General features: G+C 42.0%; 17 protein-coding genes and 1 tRNA gene. 12 read left to right on the top strand and 6 right to left on the bottom strand.

Going from position 1 to position 18,204, the window contains the following annotated elements:
- The first annotated feature begins 5 nt into the window (after positions 1-5).
- The 6 genes from ACNORC_RS00860 (at position 6) to ACNORC_RS00835 (ending at position 3,950) form a co-directional block, all read left to right on the top strand.
- Complete coding sequence (locus ACNORC_RS00860) at positions 6-635, top strand: LysE family translocator (protein WP_418333684.1); 630 nt, start codon at positions 6-8, stop codon at positions 633-635.
- The gene (locus ACNORC_RS00855) at positions 635-958 is read left to right on the top strand and encodes an MGMT family protein (RefSeq protein ID WP_418333683.1); all 324 of its coding nucleotides are present in this window, start codon (positions 635-637) and stop codon (positions 956-958) included. Before ACNORC_RS00860 ends, ACNORC_RS00855 begins: the two co-directional genes overlap by 1 nt.
- Before the next feature lie 127 nt (positions 959-1,085).
- On the top strand, positions 1,086-2,213 hold the full coding sequence (locus tag ACNORC_RS00850; RefSeq protein WP_418333682.1) for an Mrp/NBP35 family ATP-binding protein: 1,128 nt from the start codon (positions 1,086-1,088) through the stop codon (positions 2,211-2,213).
- Between the two features lie 2 nt (positions 2,214-2,215).
- Positions 2,216-2,458 carry a NifU family protein gene (locus ACNORC_RS00845; protein WP_418333681.1) on the top strand — a complete coding sequence of 81 codons (243 nt, stop codon included), beginning with the start codon at positions 2,216-2,218 and terminating at the stop codon, positions 2,456-2,458.
- Between the two features lie 30 nt (positions 2,459-2,488).
- Positions 2,489-3,550: an NAD(P)/FAD-dependent oxidoreductase gene (locus tag ACNORC_RS00840; RefSeq protein ID WP_418333680.1), complete on the top strand. Its 1,062-nt coding sequence runs from the start codon at positions 2,489-2,491 to the stop codon at positions 3,548-3,550.
- 61 nt (positions 3,551-3,611) lie between these two features.
- The gene (locus ACNORC_RS00835) at positions 3,612-3,950 is read left to right on the top strand and encodes a 2Fe-2S iron-sulfur cluster-binding protein (RefSeq protein ID WP_418334621.1); all 339 of its coding nucleotides are present in this window, start codon (positions 3,612-3,614) and stop codon (positions 3,948-3,950) included.
- 277 nt (positions 3,951-4,227) lie between these two features.
- On the opposite strand, the gene ACNORC_RS00830 is transcribed toward ACNORC_RS00835, so the two are convergent.
- The 5 genes from ACNORC_RS00830 to ACNORC_RS00810 form a co-directional block, all read right to left on the bottom strand.
- Entirely contained in the window at positions 4,228-5,406 is a 1,179-nt protein-coding gene (locus ACNORC_RS00830; RefSeq protein ID WP_418333679.1) for an acyl-CoA dehydrogenase family protein, read from the bottom strand.
- A 995-nt stretch (positions 5,407-6,401) separates the two neighbouring features.
- Positions 6,402-7,121 (bottom strand): tRNA1(Val) (adenine(37)-N6)-methyltransferase, encoded by a 720-nt coding sequence (locus ACNORC_RS00825; RefSeq protein WP_418333678.1) that lies wholly within the window; start codon positions 7,119-7,121, stop codon positions 6,402-6,404.
- A gap of 69 nt (positions 7,122-7,190) precedes the next feature.
- Entirely contained in the window at positions 7,191-7,718 is a 528-nt protein-coding gene (locus tag ACNORC_RS00820; protein ID WP_418333677.1) for a DUF6252 domain-containing protein, read from the bottom strand.
- A gap of 206 nt (positions 7,719-7,924) precedes the next feature.
- Positions 7,925-8,449, bottom strand: a complete 525-nt coding sequence (gene rimM, locus ACNORC_RS00815) for a ribosome maturation factor RimM (RefSeq protein WP_418333676.1) — start codon at positions 8,447-8,449, stop codon at positions 7,925-7,927.
- Positions 8,450-8,467: 18 nt separating this feature from the next.
- Positions 8,468-9,037 carry a 30S ribosomal protein S16 gene (locus ACNORC_RS00810; RefSeq protein ID WP_418333675.1) on the bottom strand — a complete coding sequence of 190 codons (570 nt, stop codon included), beginning with the start codon at positions 9,035-9,037 and terminating at the stop codon, positions 8,468-8,470.
- A 275-nt stretch (positions 9,038-9,312) separates the two neighbouring features.
- Between ACNORC_RS00810 and ACNORC_RS00805 the strand changes: the two genes are divergently transcribed.
- Both ACNORC_RS00805 and dnaE read left to right on the top strand, forming a co-directional pair.
- Positions 9,313-9,762, top strand: coding sequence for a ferritin-like domain-containing protein (locus ACNORC_RS00805; protein WP_418333674.1), 450 nt, complete (start codon positions 9,313-9,315; stop codon positions 9,760-9,762).
- Positions 9,763-9,965: 203 nt separating this feature from the next.
- A complete protein-coding gene (gene dnaE, locus ACNORC_RS00800) occupies positions 9,966-14,345 on the top strand; it encodes a DNA polymerase III subunit alpha (protein WP_418333673.1) in 4,380 nt (1,459 codons plus the stop codon).
- Positions 14,346-14,476: 131 nt separating this feature from the next.
- Here the strand turns inward: dnaE and ACNORC_RS00795 are convergent, their stop codons facing one another.
- Complete coding sequence (locus tag ACNORC_RS00795) at positions 14,477-14,620, bottom strand: hypothetical protein (protein WP_418333672.1); 144 nt, start codon at positions 14,618-14,620, stop codon at positions 14,477-14,479.
- Positions 14,621-14,953: 333 nt separating this feature from the next.
- Here ACNORC_RS00795 and trxA point away from each other — a divergent pair, with 333 nt between their 5' ends.
- The 4 genes from trxA to ACNORC_RS00775 all read left to right on the top strand — a co-directional run bounded on the left by trxA (position 14,954) and on the right by ACNORC_RS00775 (position 18,064).
- Positions 14,954-15,271 (top strand): thioredoxin, encoded by a 318-nt coding sequence (gene trxA, locus ACNORC_RS00790; RefSeq protein WP_418333671.1) that lies wholly within the window; start codon positions 14,954-14,956, stop codon positions 15,269-15,271.
- Positions 15,272-15,361: 90 nt separating this feature from the next.
- A complete protein-coding gene (locus ACNORC_RS00785; protein WP_418333670.1) occupies positions 15,362-16,291 on the top strand; it encodes a DUF58 domain-containing protein in 930 nt (309 codons plus the stop codon).
- An 85-nt stretch (positions 16,292-16,376) separates the two neighbouring features.
- Positions 16,377-16,450, top strand: a tRNA-Asp gene (locus tag ACNORC_RS00780).
- A gap of 336 nt (positions 16,451-16,786) precedes the next feature.
- The gene (locus ACNORC_RS00775) at positions 16,787-18,064 is read left to right on the top strand and encodes an alpha/beta fold hydrolase (protein ID WP_418333669.1); all 1,278 of its coding nucleotides are present in this window, start codon (positions 16,787-16,789) and stop codon (positions 18,062-18,064) included.
- Positions 18,065-18,204 lie beyond the last annotated feature (140 nt).

Here is an 18,204-nt window from a genome sequence, read left to right as displayed (position 1 = left end):
AGATCTTGGAGGAAACCAAACTTTTCCTGATTACTTTTTTTGTTGCCCTCCTGGCAGTGGTTCCCCCGGGTCCGGTCAATATGAGCGTGGCCAGAAACAGTGTGCTCCGCGGGAAGAAGAACGGTATCTACGTAGCTATTGGTGGAGCGATCATCGTAGCCGTACAGGCAATGATTGCGATCTTCCTTGCGCAATACATTTTTGACAATCCTTTCGTGAAAAACATTCTTCTTAGGGCAGGACTTGTCATTTTTTTGATCATGGCCGTCTATTTCCTGGTCATGGCAAAACGGAAGAAGAAAGATATAGAAGTGAGCCCCACGTCTGGAGTGCAAAGTGTTTTCAAAGGGATCATTATTGGAGCTCTTAATGTTTTCCCTATCCCGTTTTATGTAGCTCTTGGGGCTGCTTTGAATATTGGCGGGCAGGTAGAATACCACCTGCTAAACAATACTATGTTTGTGCTGGGTGCTGCTCTGGGAACTTTCACGACCTTTTATCTGTACGCCCTATTTTTTGCCCGTATCGAATCCAAAAGCGGATATTTCTCTAAATACTCGAACTATTTCATGGCTGCCCTTATGCTGGTTCTGGTCGTGATCACCATTATCAGGATCTTTTATCACGCTAGTTAATGGAAGAGTCTTTTTTTGACAGGGTATATGAAGTGGTAAAGTTGATTCCGCAGGGCAGGGTCACCAGTTATGGAGCTATAGCGGTGTATCTGGGGGCAACCCGTAGTGCCCGAATGGTAGGCTGGGCTATGAATAATGCCTCAAAAATGGAAGATATTCCCGCTCACCGGGTGGTCAATCGCAACGGCCTGCTAACCGGTAAACACCACTTCCCCGGCACCTATGTGATGCAACAACTTTTGGAGGAAGAAGGCATAGTGGTAAAAGAAGACAGGATCGTCGACTTTAAACGGCATTTTTGGGACCCTTCCATAGAACTTTAGCCTCTATATACACATCACTTAAATCAATAGTCAAAAATGGCTAATACTTTCGTTATCTTAGCTTTTCGGCTTATATTTGCGTTTAGAATGAATCTATATAAGCTATTCTAAATCAGTACTACACAGCATGAAACTTGATAAAAAAGAAATAAAAAAAGCTCTGGAAACCATTTCTGTTTCCGGGGAAGGAAAAAATATGGTGGAAAGTGGTGCGCTTCAGAACATTATGACCTTTGGAGATGAGGTGGTAGTGGATCTGCTGCTTACTACACCTGCCCTGCATATTAAAAAAAGAGCCGAAGTCGATGTGATGAAGGCTATTCACGAGCACGTATACGAGAAGGCTAAGGTGAAAGTGAACATAAAAATACAGGCGCCGGAAAAACCCGAAATAAAAGGGAAAGCTATTCCGGGGATCAAAAATATTATTGCAGTAGCTTCCGGAAAGGGAGGAGTAGGGAAATCTACCGTGACTGCGAACCTGGCGGTAAGCCTTTCAAAAATGGGCTTTAATGTCGGGCTTTTGGATGCTGATATCTATGGACCTTCCATGCCTATGATGTTTGACGTGCAGACGGAAAAACCTCTTTCAGTAAATGTTGACGGGAAATCAAAGATGAAACCTGTAGAGAACTATGGAGTAAAAATTCTTTCTATTGGTTTCTTTACCCAGCCAAACCAGGCAGTGATCTGGAGGGGTCCTATGGCTGCCAAGGCATTGAATCAGATGATCTTTGATGCGGCCTGGGGAGAACTCGATTTTCTGTTGATCGACCTGCCTCCGGGAACCGGAGATATCCATCTTTCAATCATGCAATCAATGCCTATCACTGGCGCCGTGGTTGTTAGCACCCCGCAAAATGTGGCTTTGGCTGATGCTAAAAAAGGAGTGGCAATGTTCCAGCAGGAGACCATTAATGTTCCTGTCCTGGGAATTGTAGAAAATATGGCATACTTCACTCCCGAAGAACTTCCGGAGAACAAGTATTATATCTTCGGAAAAGAGGGAGCTAAGATGCTGGCTGAGGACCTGGATGTGCCATTTTTAGGACAACTTCCATTGGTGCAGAGCATCAGGGAAGCAGGAGATATTGGTCATCCGGCAGCTTTGCAGAAAGGCACTCCGCTAGCTGATGCCTTTGAGAAGCTTACCCAAAATGTTGTGCAGGAAACGGTGAGACGAAACCAGAGCCTGCCTCCAACAGAAGCAATAAAAATAACCACTATGGCTGGCTGTAGTGCAGTGAAACAATAGTCATGACAAGCGAAGAAGTAAGGTTAAACGTAGAAAAGGCGCTCGATGAGATTCGCCCGTTTCTCAAAAATGATGGTGGTGACATCTCCCTGTTGGAGATTGAAGATGACCGTCTGGTTAAAGTACAGCTTAAGGGAGCATGTGTAGGCTGTTCTGTAAATCAAATGACCCTTAAATCGGGAGTGGAAATGACCATTAAAAAATATGCTCCCCAAATTGAAAAGGTGCTGAACATCGAAAAATAAGAGTTTCGGCAGCTGTTTAAAATGAACGCAATGATTAAGACAGATATGTTGATTATCGGCGCGGGTCCTACGGGCCTTTTTGCCGTGTTTGAAGCAGGATTACTAAAACTGAAGTGTCACCTCATTGACGCGCTTCCTCAACCCGGAGGTCAGTGTTCAGAGATCTATCCCAAGAAACCCATTTATGACATCCCGGCCTTTCCGGAAATTCTTGCGGGTGACCTGGTGGATAATCTCATGGAACAGATTCGTCCTTTTGAACCCGGATTTACCCTGGGAGAAAGAGCTGAGACCATTGAAAAGCTCGAGGACGGAAGCTTTGTGGTGATCACCAATGAAGGCACAAAACACAATGCCCCGGTGGTAGTTATTGCCGGCGGACTGGGGAGTTTTGAGCCGCGTAAACCGCCAATTTCCAATATTAGCAAATACGAGAACAAGGGAGTGGCCTATATGGTGCGCGAACCTGAGGTGTATCGTGACAAAAGACTGATCATTGCCGGAGGTGGTGATTCTGCCCTGGATTGGGCTATTTATCTTTCGGAAATTGCTTCTGAAGTATCCCTGGTACACCGTCGGAATGAGTTCCGGGGAGCCTTGGATTCTGTTGAGAAAGTTTCCGAATTGGCCAAACTGGGTAAGATCAATCTTATAACCGAAGCCGAGGTGGTAGGACTGAAGGGCGAGGACAAACTGGAATCAGTTGTAATTCGTCATAAGGGTGAAGCTTCCGAAGAAGAGATCAAAGAAACCGATTACTTTATTCCCCTTTTTGGATTGTCTCCGAAACTCGGGCCTATTGCCAACTGGGGACTTGAGATCGAGAAGAATGCCATAAAAGTTGACAACAGCTACGATTATCAAACCAATATTCCCGGAATTTACGCCATTGGTGACGTAAATACCTATCCGGGGAAACTGAAGCTTATTCTTTGTGGTTTCCACGAGGCTGCAATTATGTGCCAGAGTGCCTATCAACGCATCTTCCCGGACAAGAAGTATGTTATGAAGTATACTACCGTCAGCGGAGTGAGTGGTTTCGACGGAAGCCGTAAGGAAGCGAAACGAGAAGTTGTAAAAAGTATCAATTAGTAAGAGATAAGATTTTAAACCTCACAGGTTTTCAAAACCTGTGAGGTTTTTTATGAAGAATATGTCAGATATCAAGATCACCATTATAGACCGTGCAGGCCACGCCCACAAGGTAGAGGCGCCTACAGATATGAATATGAACCTGATGGAGGTGATTCGGTCTCATGAACTGGCTCCTGAAGGCACCATCGGAATCTGTGGCGGAATGGCCATGTGTGCTTCCTGCCAGTGCTATATTCAGAATAAGGAGCACCTTTTGCCCGAGAAGAGCTATGAAGAAGAAGATATGCTGGACCAGGCCTTTTTTGTGGAGGACAACAGCAGACTTAGCTGTCAGATCCATATAGTAAAGGAACTGGATGGGCTCGAAGCGAAGATCGCTCCATATAATGAAGATTAAATTTATTCCGTCTTCAAAACCGTGAAAGAGGAGCGGTTTTTGTAATTATTCCTTTGATCAATGCCGATGAATGTATGCTGTGTACTGTAATTGTTTTTTACTCCAAGAAATCTGAAGAATATCTTCAGTATGACGGAGTGGTTTCAAAGAAAATTGTGCCGCTCAAGACTGAGTGTTGCGAAAAATATAAAAAGGGCAAACGCTGTAAGCGTTGCCCTTGTTTTGATTTAAACCTATAGACCTCACAGATTTTTAAAACCTGTTGTGTTTTGCCATTTTACTGAAAAGCCGGGATCCCTGTAATATCGTTTCCTGTTATTAACAAGTGAATATCGTGCGTACCTTCATAGGTGATCACACTTTCCAGGTTCATCATGTGGCGCATGATGCTATATTCTCCTGTAATACCCATTCCTCCAAGTATCTGTCTCGCTTCGCGTGCAATATTGATCGCCATATTCACATTGTTCCTTTTTGCCATGGAGATCTGTGCTGAGGTAGCACGTCCTTCATTGCGAAGGACTCCGAGCCTCCATGCCAATAGCTGAGCTTTAGTGATCTCGGTGATCATCTCAGCCAGTTTCTTTTGCTGAAGTTGAAAACTCGCAATAGGTTTCCCGAACTGCTCACGCTCCTTGGCATATCGCAGCGCAGTGTCATAGCAGTCCATGGCTGCTCCAATAGCACCCCAGGCGATTCCATATCGAGCGGAGTCAAGGCATCCAAGAGGAGCTCCCAATCCGCTTTTTCCGGGCATCAGGTTTTCCTTCGGAACTTTCACATTATTGAATACCAGTTCTCCTGTCGCACTTGCGCGGAGAGACCATTTATTGTGGGTTTCGGGAGTTGTAAAGCCTTCCATTCCGCGCTCTACTATGAGTCCGTGGATTCGTCCTTCTTCATTTTTGGCCCATACCACGGCAATATCTGCAAAAGGAGCGTTTGAGATCCACATTTTTGCACCATTAAGCAGGTAGTGTTCTCCCTCGTTCTTAAAGTGAGTGGTCATTCCGCCGGGATTAGATCCATGATCCGGTTCGGTAAGTCCGAAACAACCTATCATTTCTCCTGAAGCCAGCTTCGGAAGATATTTTTGCTTTTGCTCTTCGGTACCATATTTAAAAATAGGATACATCACCAAAGATGATTGTACAGAGGCAGTGGAACGCACTCCGCTGTCACCTCTCTCTATCTCTTGCATGATAAGGCCATAGGAGATTTGGTCCAGTCCGGCGCCGCCATACTCTTCCGGAATGTAAGGGCCAAAGGCACCTATTTCGGCAAGACCGTTTATAAGTTGTTTTGGAAATTCTGCTTTTTGCGCCGCATCTTCTATAATGGGGGATACCTCCCTTTTTACCCATTCCCTGGAAGCGTCACGAACCATTTTATGTTCGTCGCTCAACAAGTCATCCAGGTTATAGTAATCGGGAGCTTGAAATTGATCTGCTTTCATTACGTGTTAGTTTCTGTTTGTCTGGATAGTAAAATTAAGCAATCAGAAATTAGGGACAAGCAGGAAATACAGAAGTGTTCGTAAAACAGGGAATTTTTTAAGGAATAAACACTTTAAGGGTTCGGTTATAGATCTAAGAGACCGTATCACTTCCACCGGTGGTGAAGAATTATTTGAGGAATTTAGAATGAAGGTGCGACCCCTTCGGGGTCGTGATATCATAACGAGTTGTGGAATTATAATTATTTGAACCCTTCGGGTTCAGCCTAACCTGAATTTTTTCAGCCCGGGAATATCATTTTTGGAATCCAGAACTTATCAAGAATGGTTTTAGCTATTAGATCATACCAAATAGATGAAATTTTAGTAAAAACATAAGGGTGTAGGTTCGACCCCTTCGGGGTCGTTGTCACATAAGGGAGCGTGGTGTTATAATTATATGAACCCTTCGGGTTCACCATACAAACTATTTTCACCCTTGAACCATTCTTCGAATGCATCATTAGAAACAAAGATTAAGCTGAAAAATCATCCCGAAGTGTTGACACACATAAGAACTCAGAATACACGTAGGTGCGAACCCTTCCGGGTCGGTAGATTCTACAGTGTTTTGGAATTATAATTATATGAACCCTTTGGGTTCAGTCTAAAAAGTGTTTTTACAACCCTTGAAGAACCATTCTTCAAATGCAGAATTAGAAACAAAGATTAAGCTGAAAAATCATTCCGAAGTGTTGACACACATAAGAACTCAGAATACACGTAGGTGCGAACCCCTTCGGGGTCGTTGGATTCTATAGTGTCTTGGAATTATAATTATATGAACCCTTCGGGTTCAGTCTAAAAAGTGTTTTTACAACCCTTTAAGAACCATTCTTCAAATGCAGAATTAGAAACAAAGATTAAGCTGAAAGATCATCCCGAAGGGATGAAATATTTGTAAATCAAGGAGCCCGATTGACTACGACCCTGAAGGTGTCGCATTCTTTGGGACCTCACATTTTCAAATAAAAATCTTTCACCAAATTGACGTATTCCGGGGTGTAATTGTGACGAGTGTCTTCAATGATCAATTCTTTTGGGGTGTAATCCTTTTCAGAAAACCCCAGTTCCAGTAAGCTTCGTTTTACTTCGGAATTTTTATCGCCCTTTACCCTTGTGATTCGGTGAGGGTAAAGCTTGAACTGCTTTGCGATCGCAAGGAAATGGTCTTCTTCGGATGACGGAATAATGACACTAAATTTCCCACTTTTTGAGAGGAGAAGGGAAACCCCTTCTAACAGTTCGTCAAAAGGAAGTGCCTCAGCAAACCGTGCCTGGTCTCGCTGGGTATCTCCTGAGGAATAATTCGCTGAATAGAACGGCGGATTGGAAATGATCAGGTCATATTTTTCTTCATCCTGCATCTCCTCCACGAATTCGTCGAAAGCGGCATGATAGCAAAAAAGCCTATCTCCCCAGTCACTGTTCTCAAAGTTCTCTACTGCCTGTTCATAAGCATTCTCGTCTATTTCCAAAGCATCGATTAATTCCGCAGAAGAACGTTGTGCCAGCATCAAAGCGATCACTCCGGTACCTGCGCCAATATCAAGTATTGAAAAAGGTTCGTGTTCCAGTGATACCCATGCCCCCAGCAAAACTCCGTCAGTGCCAATTTTCATGGCAGTTTTGTCCTGGTGAATGGTGAAGTGCTTGAAATGGAAAGGTTTGCTCATGTTTGGACATTAAAGTTTTCAAAAGTAACAATCCCAAAACTCTGAGCTACAAAAAAAATGATTTATCGGTTAATCCTCGTAAACACTTTTTTCGAGCAGCACTTTAAATTCTCCCTCCACGTATACAAATGATTCGATTTCGTAGCTATAAGCATTAAATTGGAATGTTCCTGAAATAAAATTTTCAGTTTGTTCTTCTACTACGACCTGTCCTGGATCTTCAAGAAGGGGGTCATTGAACCAGGTATCCCAATTTTTATAGTAATCGGCCCAACTTACTGAAGTTGTAACCCCAGTGTAATAAATGCCTGGACCATCATAAAAACAAATTTTAAAATTTAACTCTTCATAATCATCTCCTTCTTCCCTCCATCCAATAAGATCAAATGTCATTATTTCCGATCGCGGATCGGGATAAACAAAGCCTCTCATGTTTTCAGGATCCGTAACTTCAAAATCTTTGCCGTTTATTTTGGCTCGAAAATATTCCTGGGATGCTAGTAGATCTTCCGATTCCAGTAATTCCTCTGTGTTTTCTTTCTCACAAGATGTTAATCCTACACATGTAAAAAAGATGATGTAGACCCATTTTCTCATAATTATGGAGTTTTAATTATTATCTGGAAAAAACAAGTGTAGGGGTAATCGTGTAGGGATGGTATTAAAGGTAAAAAATTTTAGATAACCTAACAATCTGGTAATCAAAAAATTGAGCAATATTTTGCTTCCCTTTCAACTGTACTGGAGGCGAAGGTATATTCTAATAAGGACAAATTGGAATATGGAACCCTGAAATTTAAAACTTAAAGATAGAGATCAATGAGCCCTTCAGGAGTTTCCACGATGATCTTTTTGTTCTTTTTATCTACTTTTTTCAGGAACTGCTCATTCATGGGAATGAGGATCTGTTTTCCATCTTTTTCGATCTCGAAAAGAGCTTGGGTAGTAGTGTCATTGACACCGGAAAGTACCCCAACTGTTCCATAGTTGACATCTTCAACGGTGAATCCGATGATCTCGTGGTAGTAAAATTGGTCATCGCCCAGTTCCGGAAGTAGGGTAAGGGGCAAATAAAGATCGCATTTTATAAGGTCTTCTGCGTCTTCCTCAGAATCTACCTCTTCAAATTTCACCCTTAGCAGGTTGCTTTTTTGAAGAGAGCTTCTTTCAATAAAAAATGGAACCAGATTATTGTCGTATTCGACAAAAACTGATTCCATTTCTAAATAACTTTCGGGTTCATCGGTGTCGAGTTTTATCAACACCTCTCCCTTAAAACTGAATTTACTAACGATCCTGCCAAGATAGAAGCATTCTTCTTTTGTCATTTTTCGTCAGTAAAGAAATTAAGATCCTGCCTGATCTTGTTTTTCGTCAGCCTTAGCTTCTTCAGCAGTCGCTTCGTCTGTTTCGCTTGCAGCAGTAGCTTCCTGATCTTCAGTAGTTTCTTCTACTTCAGGTTGTGCAGCAGCGGCAGCTTCAGCTTCACGCTTTGCGTTCACTTCTTTTTCAGCTTCAAGAGCTTTAGCTTTTTCAGCCTCTTTCTCTTTGCTTAAATTTTCTTTTTTAGACTCTACTTTTCCTTCTTTTTCTGAAACCCAGGCCTGGAATTTCTCTTCAGCCTGCTCTTCAGTCAAAGCACCTTTTCTAACTCCAGCAGCAAGGTGGTTCTTAAGCAAAGCACCTTTGTAAGAAAGAATAGCCCTAGCAGTATCTGTTGGTTGTGCACCATTCTGTAACCATTTTACAGAACTGTCAACATCCAATTCGATAGTAGCAGGATTGGTAGTTGGATTGTAAATACCCAATTTCTCAAGGAATTTACCATCTCTTTTTGCACGCGCATCAGCGGCAACAATCCAGAAAAAAGGCTTCCCTTTTTTACCGTGTCTTTGTAATCTTATTTTTACTGGCATAAAAATTAATTTGTGGGGTTCCCGACCCCGATTATTAATAAGGCTGCAAAGATACTATTTATTTTTTATTGTTAATAAGGAGGTTAGCAAAAAAATTAGAGGGTAAATATTGTGAGTAAATTGACAAAAAATCCTCCATATACCTCTTCATTCTAAAGTGGCGTTAAGGAGTGCTAAACCTTGTTAAACATGGGGATTCGACGGAATTTAGGCTTATATTGGGAAAGGTTGAAAAAGACCAAATGAAAGAATGTTTAACCAAAATGAAAGAGATTATGAGTCACACAAAAGAAATGGCAGACAGATTGAACGATTTGCTGGAGAAGAATTATGATGCCGAAAAAGGCTATAAGAATGCAGCAAATGACATAAAGAACCAACGTTTAAAGGAATTCTTTAAACAAAAAGCTCAACAACGTTACGATTTCGGACACGAATTGAAATCTGAGATCCGAAATTTCGGGGAAACTCCTGATAAAGGATCCAGCTTTACAGCCGATGCACATCGCGCCTGGATGGATCTTAAAGCGGCCCTTACCAGTGATAAAGAAGAAAGCGTGCTGGAAGAGGCTATTCGTGGAGAAAGAGCTGCGGTTGAAGATTACAATGAAGCGATCGATAAAACGAATTTCCCTCCTTCTACCGAGAACCTGTTGATCAAACAGCGTAACGCGATAGAAAGATCTTTGAAAGAAGTTAAAGATCTGGAAGAGAGAAGGGACTAAAAATCGTTTTTCATATATAGAATATTTTGCAAAACCTCCGGGAACAGATCCCGGAGGTTTTGTCATTTTTGAACGTTAATAATTCCTGAAAAGTTTCGCTGCAGGGCCATAAAATTATCCTTATTTTTACCTCCTTATTTGTTGCAGATAAATTGTCGGTTGATTCTCATAATCAGCTGAAAAGCCTCTAAAAATACCATTTTATGTACCTGATTTTTGACACTGAAACTACCGGCCTTCCAAAGCGCTGGGATGCTCCTTTAACCGATTCTGACAACTGGCCTCGCTGTATACAGATCGCCTGGCAGTTGCATGATGAACTGGGGCGGGTGATCGAACATCAGGATTACCTGGTGAAGCCTGAAGGGTTTAATATTCCCTTTGATGCCGAACAGGTTCACGGGATCTCGACAGAGCTGGCACAGGAACAGGGGATCTCCCTTAAAGAGGTGCTGGAAAAATTCAACATTGCCCTCTCCCGTTCAAAATTTGTGGTAGGTCAGAATGTTGGGTTTGATGTCAATATTATGGGGGCGGAATTCCATCGGGCACAAATGGGTACTTCCCTGCAGGAGCTTCCGGTGTTGGATACGTGTACTGAAGTGACAGCACAATTGTGTTGTATTCCGGGAGGTAGAGGTGGAAAATTCAAACTACCAACCCTGACCGAACTTCACGAATACCTTTTTGAGGAAACTTTTTCCGAAGCCCACAATGCCACGGCCGATGTGGAGGCAACCACCCGTTGTTTCCTGGAGCTGGTAAGGCGACAGGTATTCACTGCGGAAGAGCTGGATGCAAAACCCGATTATTTTCAGAATTTTTCCGAAGCTAATCCCCAGCCTATAAAGCTCATAGGGCTTAAGCATATTAACCTTAAGAAAGCTTCCGAAGAGATCAGGAAAAGGCTTCAGAAAAGTACCACCGGCATTTCTTCCGAAGAGATCGAAGAGAACCTGGAAAAGCTGGATGAAGTAGCTTTTTCACACCTGCATAACCATAGCCAGTTTTCAATTTTGCAGTCTACGATCAGTATAAAAGACCTTGTTGACGCGGCTGCAAAAAATGGAATGCCTGCCGTTGCATTGACAGATCATGCAAATATGATGGGCGCTTTCCATTTTGTAAAAGAAGTGGGAGCATATAATAAAGGAGTAAAGGCACAAAATGCCGAAGCGAAGAAAAACAACGAACCTCCAAAAGCCAGGGAATTAAAAGCCATTATTGGGTGCGAGTTCTTTGTGTGTGAGAATCATAAAGATAAAAGCCGGAAGGATAATGGTTACCAGGTAGTGCTGCTGGCCAAGAATAAAAAGGGCTATCACAACCTGGCAAAAATGTCATCTTTAGCCTATACCCAGGGCTTTTATTACGTGCCCCGTATTGACAGGGAGATCATAAAACAGTATAAAGAAGATATCATCGTCCTTACCGGAAACCTCTATGGAGAAGTTCCCGGGAAGGTGCTGAATGTGGGAGAAAATCAGGCTGAAGAAGCTTTGCTCTGGTGGAAAGAACAGTTTGGGCTAGACCTGTACGTGGAGCTGATGAGGCATAATCAGGAGGACGAGGACCGGGTGAATCCGGTGCTGGTAAAACTGGCTAAAAAGCACGATGTTAAATTGGTGGCTACCAATAACACTTACTATTGTGAGCAGGAAGATGCCAATGCACACGATATTTTATTATGCGTTAAAGATGGCGAGAAACAGGCGACTCCAATAGGTCGCGGCCGCGGTTATCGTTACGGCTTGCCGAACAATGAATACTATTTCAAGAGCGGCGAAGAAATGAAGTCGCTTTTTAAAGATCTTCCTGAAGCCATATCCAATGTGCAGGAGGTGGTGGATAAGATCGAACCTTATGAGCTGGCACGAGATGTACTGTTGCCAGCCTTTTCCATTCCTGAAGAATTTGTGGTGCCTGAGGATGCCGAGGACGGTGGTAAGCGGGGAGAAAATGCCTATTTAAAGCACATTACGTATGTTGGCGCAAAAGAGCGCTATGGTGAGATCACCCCTGAGATCAAGGAACGCCTGGATTTCGAGCTGTCTGTAATTGAAAATACAGGCTATCCGGGTTACTTCCTCATTGTTGAAGATTTCATCAGGGAGGCGAGAAACATGGACGTTTCCGTAGGACCGGGAAGGGGATCTGCGGCTGGTAGTGCCGTGGCTTACTGTCTGGGAATTACAAATATTGATCCTATTAAGTACGATCTGCTTTTTGAGAGATTCCTGAATCCTGACAGGGTGAGTATGCCCGATATTGATATTGATTTTGATGACGAAGGCCGAAGCCGGGTAATGGATTATGTGATCAAGAAATATGGTGCCAACCAGGTAGCACAGATCATCACCTACGGAACGATGGCGGCCAAGTCATCTATCAGGGATACTGCCCGGGTGCTGGATCTTCCGTTGAACGAAGCTGACCGAATTGCGAAACTGATCCCGAATACGAAGCTCAGCAAGATCTTCGGAATGGATGAAAAGGAGATCAGAAGTAAATTCCGAAGTGAAGAAGTAGAAAAAATAAACGAACTTCTGAATATTTCCGAAGGAGATGACCTGGAGGCACAAACAGTGAATCAGGCACGTATTCTGGAAGGTTCTGTTCGAAATACAGGGATTCACGCCTGTGGGGTGATCATTACCCCGAGTGATATCACCAATTTTGTTCCGGTTGCTGTTGCCAAGGATTCCGATCTGTACGTGACCCAGTTCGATAACTCGGTCGTTGAAAGCGCCGGCCTCCTAAAAATGGACTTTTTGGGTCTGAAGACCCTTACCCTTATTAAGGATACCGTGAAGATCGTGAAAGGACGGCACGGGATCAATCTGGATCCAGATAATTTTCCGTTAGATGATAAGGAAACCTATGAGCTCTTCCAAAGGGGAGAGACGGTAGGGATTTTCCAGTATGAATCTCCCGGAATGCAGAAACACATGAAGGATCTTAAGCCGACGGTTTTTGATGACCTTATTGCGATGAACGCATTGTACCGTCCGGGACCAATGGAATACATTCCGAGCTTTATTGCGAGGAAGCACGGTGAGGAAGAGATCGTATATGATCTTCCGGCCATGGAGGAGTATTTGAAAGAAACCTACGGAATTACTGTTTACCAGGAGCAGGTGATGTTGCTTTCCCAGAAACTTGCGGGCTTTACTAAAGGTGAAGCCGATGTTTTGAGGAAGGCGATGGGGAAAAAGATATTTTCCCTTCTGGAAGAATTAAAACCAAAATTCCTCGATGGAGGTGAGGCCAAAGGTCATCCGCGGGAGGTGCTTGAGAAGATATGGAAAGACTGGGAAGCATTCGCTTCTTATGCCTTCAATAAATCTCACTCCACCTGCTACGCCTGGATCGCTTACCAGACTGCTTATTTAAAAGCGCATTATCCTGCGGAATATATGGCAGCGGTGCTTTCGAATAATATGAATGATATCAAGCAGGTGACCTTCTTCATGGAAGAATGTAAACGCATGAAGCTGAAGGTGCTTGGTCCTGATGTGAATGAATCCTATTATAAGTTTTCGGTAAATAAGGAAAACGCGGTGCGGTTTGGAATGGGAGCAATAAAAGGAGTGGGCGCCGGTGCAGTGAACACTATTGTTGAAAACAGAAAAGAAAAAGGTCCCTACAAATCCATTTTCGATATGGCAAAGAGGATCGATCTTAGGGCTGCTAATAAAAAGGCTTTTGAGAACCTTGCCTTGGCAGGAGGATTTGACAGTTTTGGTAATACCCACCGTGCTCAGTATTTCCACAATGAAGGTGACGGTATTACCTTTTTGGAAAAGGCTATAAAATATGCTGCGAAGTTCCAGGAAAATGAAAATTCTGCGCAGGTAAGTTTGTTCGGAGATGCCAGTGAAGTACAGATACCGGAACCTGTTGTTCCTCCTTGTGAAGAATGGGGAACTATGGAAAAACTCCGCCGGGAACGTGAGGTGGTAGGGATCTATATTTCAGGACATCCGCTCGATGACTTTAAAACAGAACTAAAGTGTTTTTGTAATGCCGTCCTGGCCGACTTTAGCGACCTGGAACGTGCTGTGAACAAAGAACTTTCCTTTGGGGGAGTAATTAGTGATGTGCAGCACAGGGTTTCAAAAACAGGTCAGGGCTGGGCTTCTTTCGTGGTAGAGGATTACTCAGATTCTTTTGAGTTCCGTCTTTTCAAGGAAGAATACCTGAAATACAGGCATTTTCTGGTACCGAACTCTTTCATCCATGCCAAAATCTTTGTTAAGGAAGGCTGGGCAAATAAAGACACGGGAAAGAAAGGAGAGCCCAGAATGCAGTTCAATCACATGCAGTTGTTACATGATGTGATGGAAACCTATGCTAAAAAGCTTACAATCCAGCTCAATATCGAAGAACTGCAGGAAGAAGAAATAGATGCTTTAAAAGACCTTTTTCAGGAACATAGCGGTGATAATCGTCTTAATTTTGTGGTTTACGAAATGAAGGAGCGGATAAAGTTGCATATGCCCAGCAGGAAACAGAAAGTGAAGATCTCTCAGGAGTTATTGAATGCTCTGGAAGAACGGCAGGTATTGTATAAGCTGAACTAAGAGTAATTAAAAAAAGTAAGGGGAGAAGAAGTATTCTCCCCTTACTTTTGCAATCTTTTGTAGGGGGTAGGGAATTTAGACCCGGCCTCATTTCTTATGAAGCCAGGTTTTATTTTAAAACCTGAGATCTGTTATTTGGTGAACTCGAGGTACAATAGAAATATTGCCAGTAAGGCTGTTGAAAAAATAAAGGAAAGTATAACTCCCAGTACTGCCTTTTGTACAGGCGAAAAATCATACGTTTTTTCTTCCCAGATCTTAGTTAACACTGCCATAATTAAAAATTTTTAGGGGTAAATTTTTTCCGTTAAAAGCTTATTTTTAATGTTTACGGTGTTAATTTAAGACTAAAAAATCTTATTTTTTGGCTTTTTTTTAACAAAACGATGAAGAGCTGAAAGAACCGATTAAACTACTTTCAAAATGAGATAATTGTAAGTTTTTTCTTACAAATTAATTTTTCGGCAGTCTTGCACTTTCGAGTTCCGGAGCAGCAAATAAGACGGCACAATGAAGGGATAACTAAATCTGATGTATTGAGCGTAAGGTTTGGTAAAATATTTGACTATTTTTACGTATTAATTTGATAAAGAATAAAAAAAAAGATTATGGCTTTAGAGATAACTGACGCGACTTTTGAAGAAAAAGTATTGAAAAGTGACAAACCTGTAATGGTTGATTTTTGGGCAGCATGGTGCGGCCCATGTCGAATGGTAGGACCTATCATCGATGACATCAGTAAAGAATATGAAGGTAAAGCAGTGGTTGGAAAACTTGACGTTGATGCTAACCAGGAATTTGCTGCCAAGTACGGAGTGCGTAACATTCCTACTGTATTGATCTTTCAAAACGGAGAAGTAGTTGGAAGACAGGTTGGAGTTGCTCCAAAGAACACTTATGCTGAAGCATTAGATCAATTGTTATAGGACGCAAATAAGAATATTAAAAAGCCCGGCTACTTTAGCCGGGCTTTTTTGTTGGTGAAAATTCTGTAACTTATCGCTAAAATTGTTGCTGTGAAGCTGGAAAAGGAGATACATAAAGCAGGCGGATTTTCAAATCTTGACCTGTTGGCAAGTCAGGTGGTCGAAGGATTTATTTCAGGCCTGCACAAAAGTCCGTTTCACGGCTTCTCTGCAGAATTTGCTGAGCATAAAGTCTACAATAATGGCGAAAGTACCAGGCATATTGACTGGAAGCTGTATGCCAAAACCGATAAGCTGTATACCAAACGATATGAAGAAGAAACTAATTTAAGGTGTCATCTTATCATAGACAATAGTGCCTCCATGCATTATCCGTCCTTAAAAACACAGGATCTCGAACATCTTAATAAGATAGGATTTTCAGTGCTGGCTTCGGCCTGTTTGATGCAGATCCTCAAAAAGCAGCGGGATGCAGTAGGATTAAGTATTTACAGTGACAAATACGAGTATTATGCTCCTGAAAAAGGCAGTGAGCGGCACCGGCATATGTTGCTGAATGTGCTGGAAGATACGGTACGGCAGGAGAGAAAAACAGCTGCTACCGAAACTTACCGGTACCTGCACCAGATCGCAGAAAAGTTGAAACGTCGCTCTCTTATTTTTCTCTTTTCTGATATGTTCCAGCCCGATGTGGAAGAAGCAAAACTTTTCGAAGCCTTACGTCACCTCAAATACAATAAACACGAGCTGATCCTTTTTCATGTTATGGATCGGGAAAAAGAGTATGAGTTTGATTTTGGAGACCAACCCCGTCGTTTTACCGACGTGGAGACAGGTGAAAAGATCGATCTTTTTTCCTCAAATGTGAAAGAAAGTTACCGACAAATGGTGGACCAGTACTTCTCAGACCTAAAACTGAAATGCGGCCAGTATGGGATCAAATATGTAGAAGCCGATATAAATGCCAGTTTCAAAAAAATTATCACCACCTATTTAATTGAACGACAGAAGTTTGTGTAGGGGGCGAAAAAGAGTTCAAATTATTTTAAAAAAAGGTTTGTGAAAGTGAAATTCTGCTGTATATTTGCCCTCGCAATAAAGCAACGGTCTGGTAGTTCAGTTGGTTAGAATACCTGCCTGTCACGCAGGGGGTCGCGAGTTCGAGTCTCGTCCAGACCGCAAATTGCAAAGAAGCTCCTCTAATCGGGGAGCTTTTTTTCGCAGTAAACGTTAGTTGTGTTGTTTGTGGTAAATCGTTGATTTACCTGGGTTTAGAAGTAAACCAATGAGAAGCTTTTCCCTTTTGGGAAGGGCTTTTTTGTTTTGTACACATTTCTGAACATTCTCTTCTGCTTCTCAAATTGTCCTGTCTTTCTTTTTGATTCCCTTTTGCATGCTTCAGCATAATAATATTACTGTTGGTCTAATAGAAATGTTAAAAATAAGTATTGATTTATGATTTTATCTATTTTTAATATTCCCTCCTTAATTAATTAACATTATAATTTATTAATTATGAACGCTATTAGGGTGATTAAAACTGGCATACTTCTAACTGTATTCCTTTCATTTGCTGCTTCAGCTCAAAAAAGAGAATTAAAAAATCAGACGATAGAGATCGAAGGGAAGCCGGTAAATGTTGTGACTTCAATACCACAAGACACGAGAGAAAACCTTCCTGTAGTAATTTTTCAAAGCGGCGCTGGAACGCCCTTAAACAACTGGAATACCGTAGCCCGTGAAGTTGCAGATTTTGCTCCTGTTCTCTTATATGATCGTCCCGGTATTGGCAGATCTGAAATGTTGGATGAACCCCCTACTCCTGAAAGAATTACAGAGCATTTGAACAAATTACTTTCAGAATTGAAAATAGAGCCTCCGTATGTACTTGTGGGACATTCATGGGGAGGTCCGTTAATAAATTCCTTTGCCGTAAAATATCCAGATCAGGTAGTTGGGATGGTTTTCGTTGATGAGACTGATATCATTAATTATAAAGCTACTCAAATAAAAGCTTTACAGAGGTTAGGGGTGGGCGAGGACAAATATGATGTCATAGAAAAAACCTTAATGAAATATTATGAAAATTCACCTCCGGGAATTAAGGCGGAACACGAAGTAATTACCCAACTTACCGAGGATGACATAGACCTCGAACGCTTTTCACCAGGAATCAATGTACCTACTGCGTATATTCTCGCTGCAAAAATGCAGGAGCTACCTCCTGACTTTCCTGAGGTTGAGATCGATATTGAAAAATGGTTAGAGCATTCAGTAGATATCCGGTTGAATAATTTTATGGCCAAGATCAAGAATAATACTGAGGCCACTCTTGTCGTTGCATCGCATGCTGCACATTATGTACATGAAGATGATCCTAATCTCGTAATTGAAGCTATAAAGCGTGTCACCTTCCCTCAAATTGGCAACCAACTTATAGTTGCTTTTGAAAATAGTGGAGAAAAAGGAATGTATGAGAAATACAATCATTTGAAAAGCTACTATCCGGAAAAGATTTTTAATGAAGAATTATTGAATTCCCTGGGGTATACTCTTCTAAGAGCGGGGAAAATGGAAGAAGCCATCGCGGTTTTTAAACTTAATACATTGCAATATCCTAATGAAGCCAATCCTTACGATAGCCTGGGGGATGCTCATGTAGCAGTTGGAGATTTGAAAAAGGCTGAAGACCTATATAAAAAGGCCACAGATATTGCAGATCAACAAGATCATCCTGATAAGGATTTATATAAATCCAAATATCAGAAGATTAAGAATCAGCAAAAGAATTGATAAAAAAAAGAGGCTCAAAATCTCCATATACTGGTAAAAAAAACGATGAGAAGCTTTTCCCTTTTGGGAAGGGCTTTTTTGTTTTACATAGCTCCGCATTTCACATATCACTCTATTCTTACGATCCCAACTCCTAATCA

The sequence above is a fragment of the Salinimicrobium soli genome, assembly GCF_048323655.1.
Lineage (GTDB): Bacteria > Bacteroidota > Bacteroidia > Flavobacteriales > Flavobacteriaceae > Salinimicrobium > Salinimicrobium soli.
This window is presented reverse-complemented; position numbering and strand designations above follow the sequence as displayed.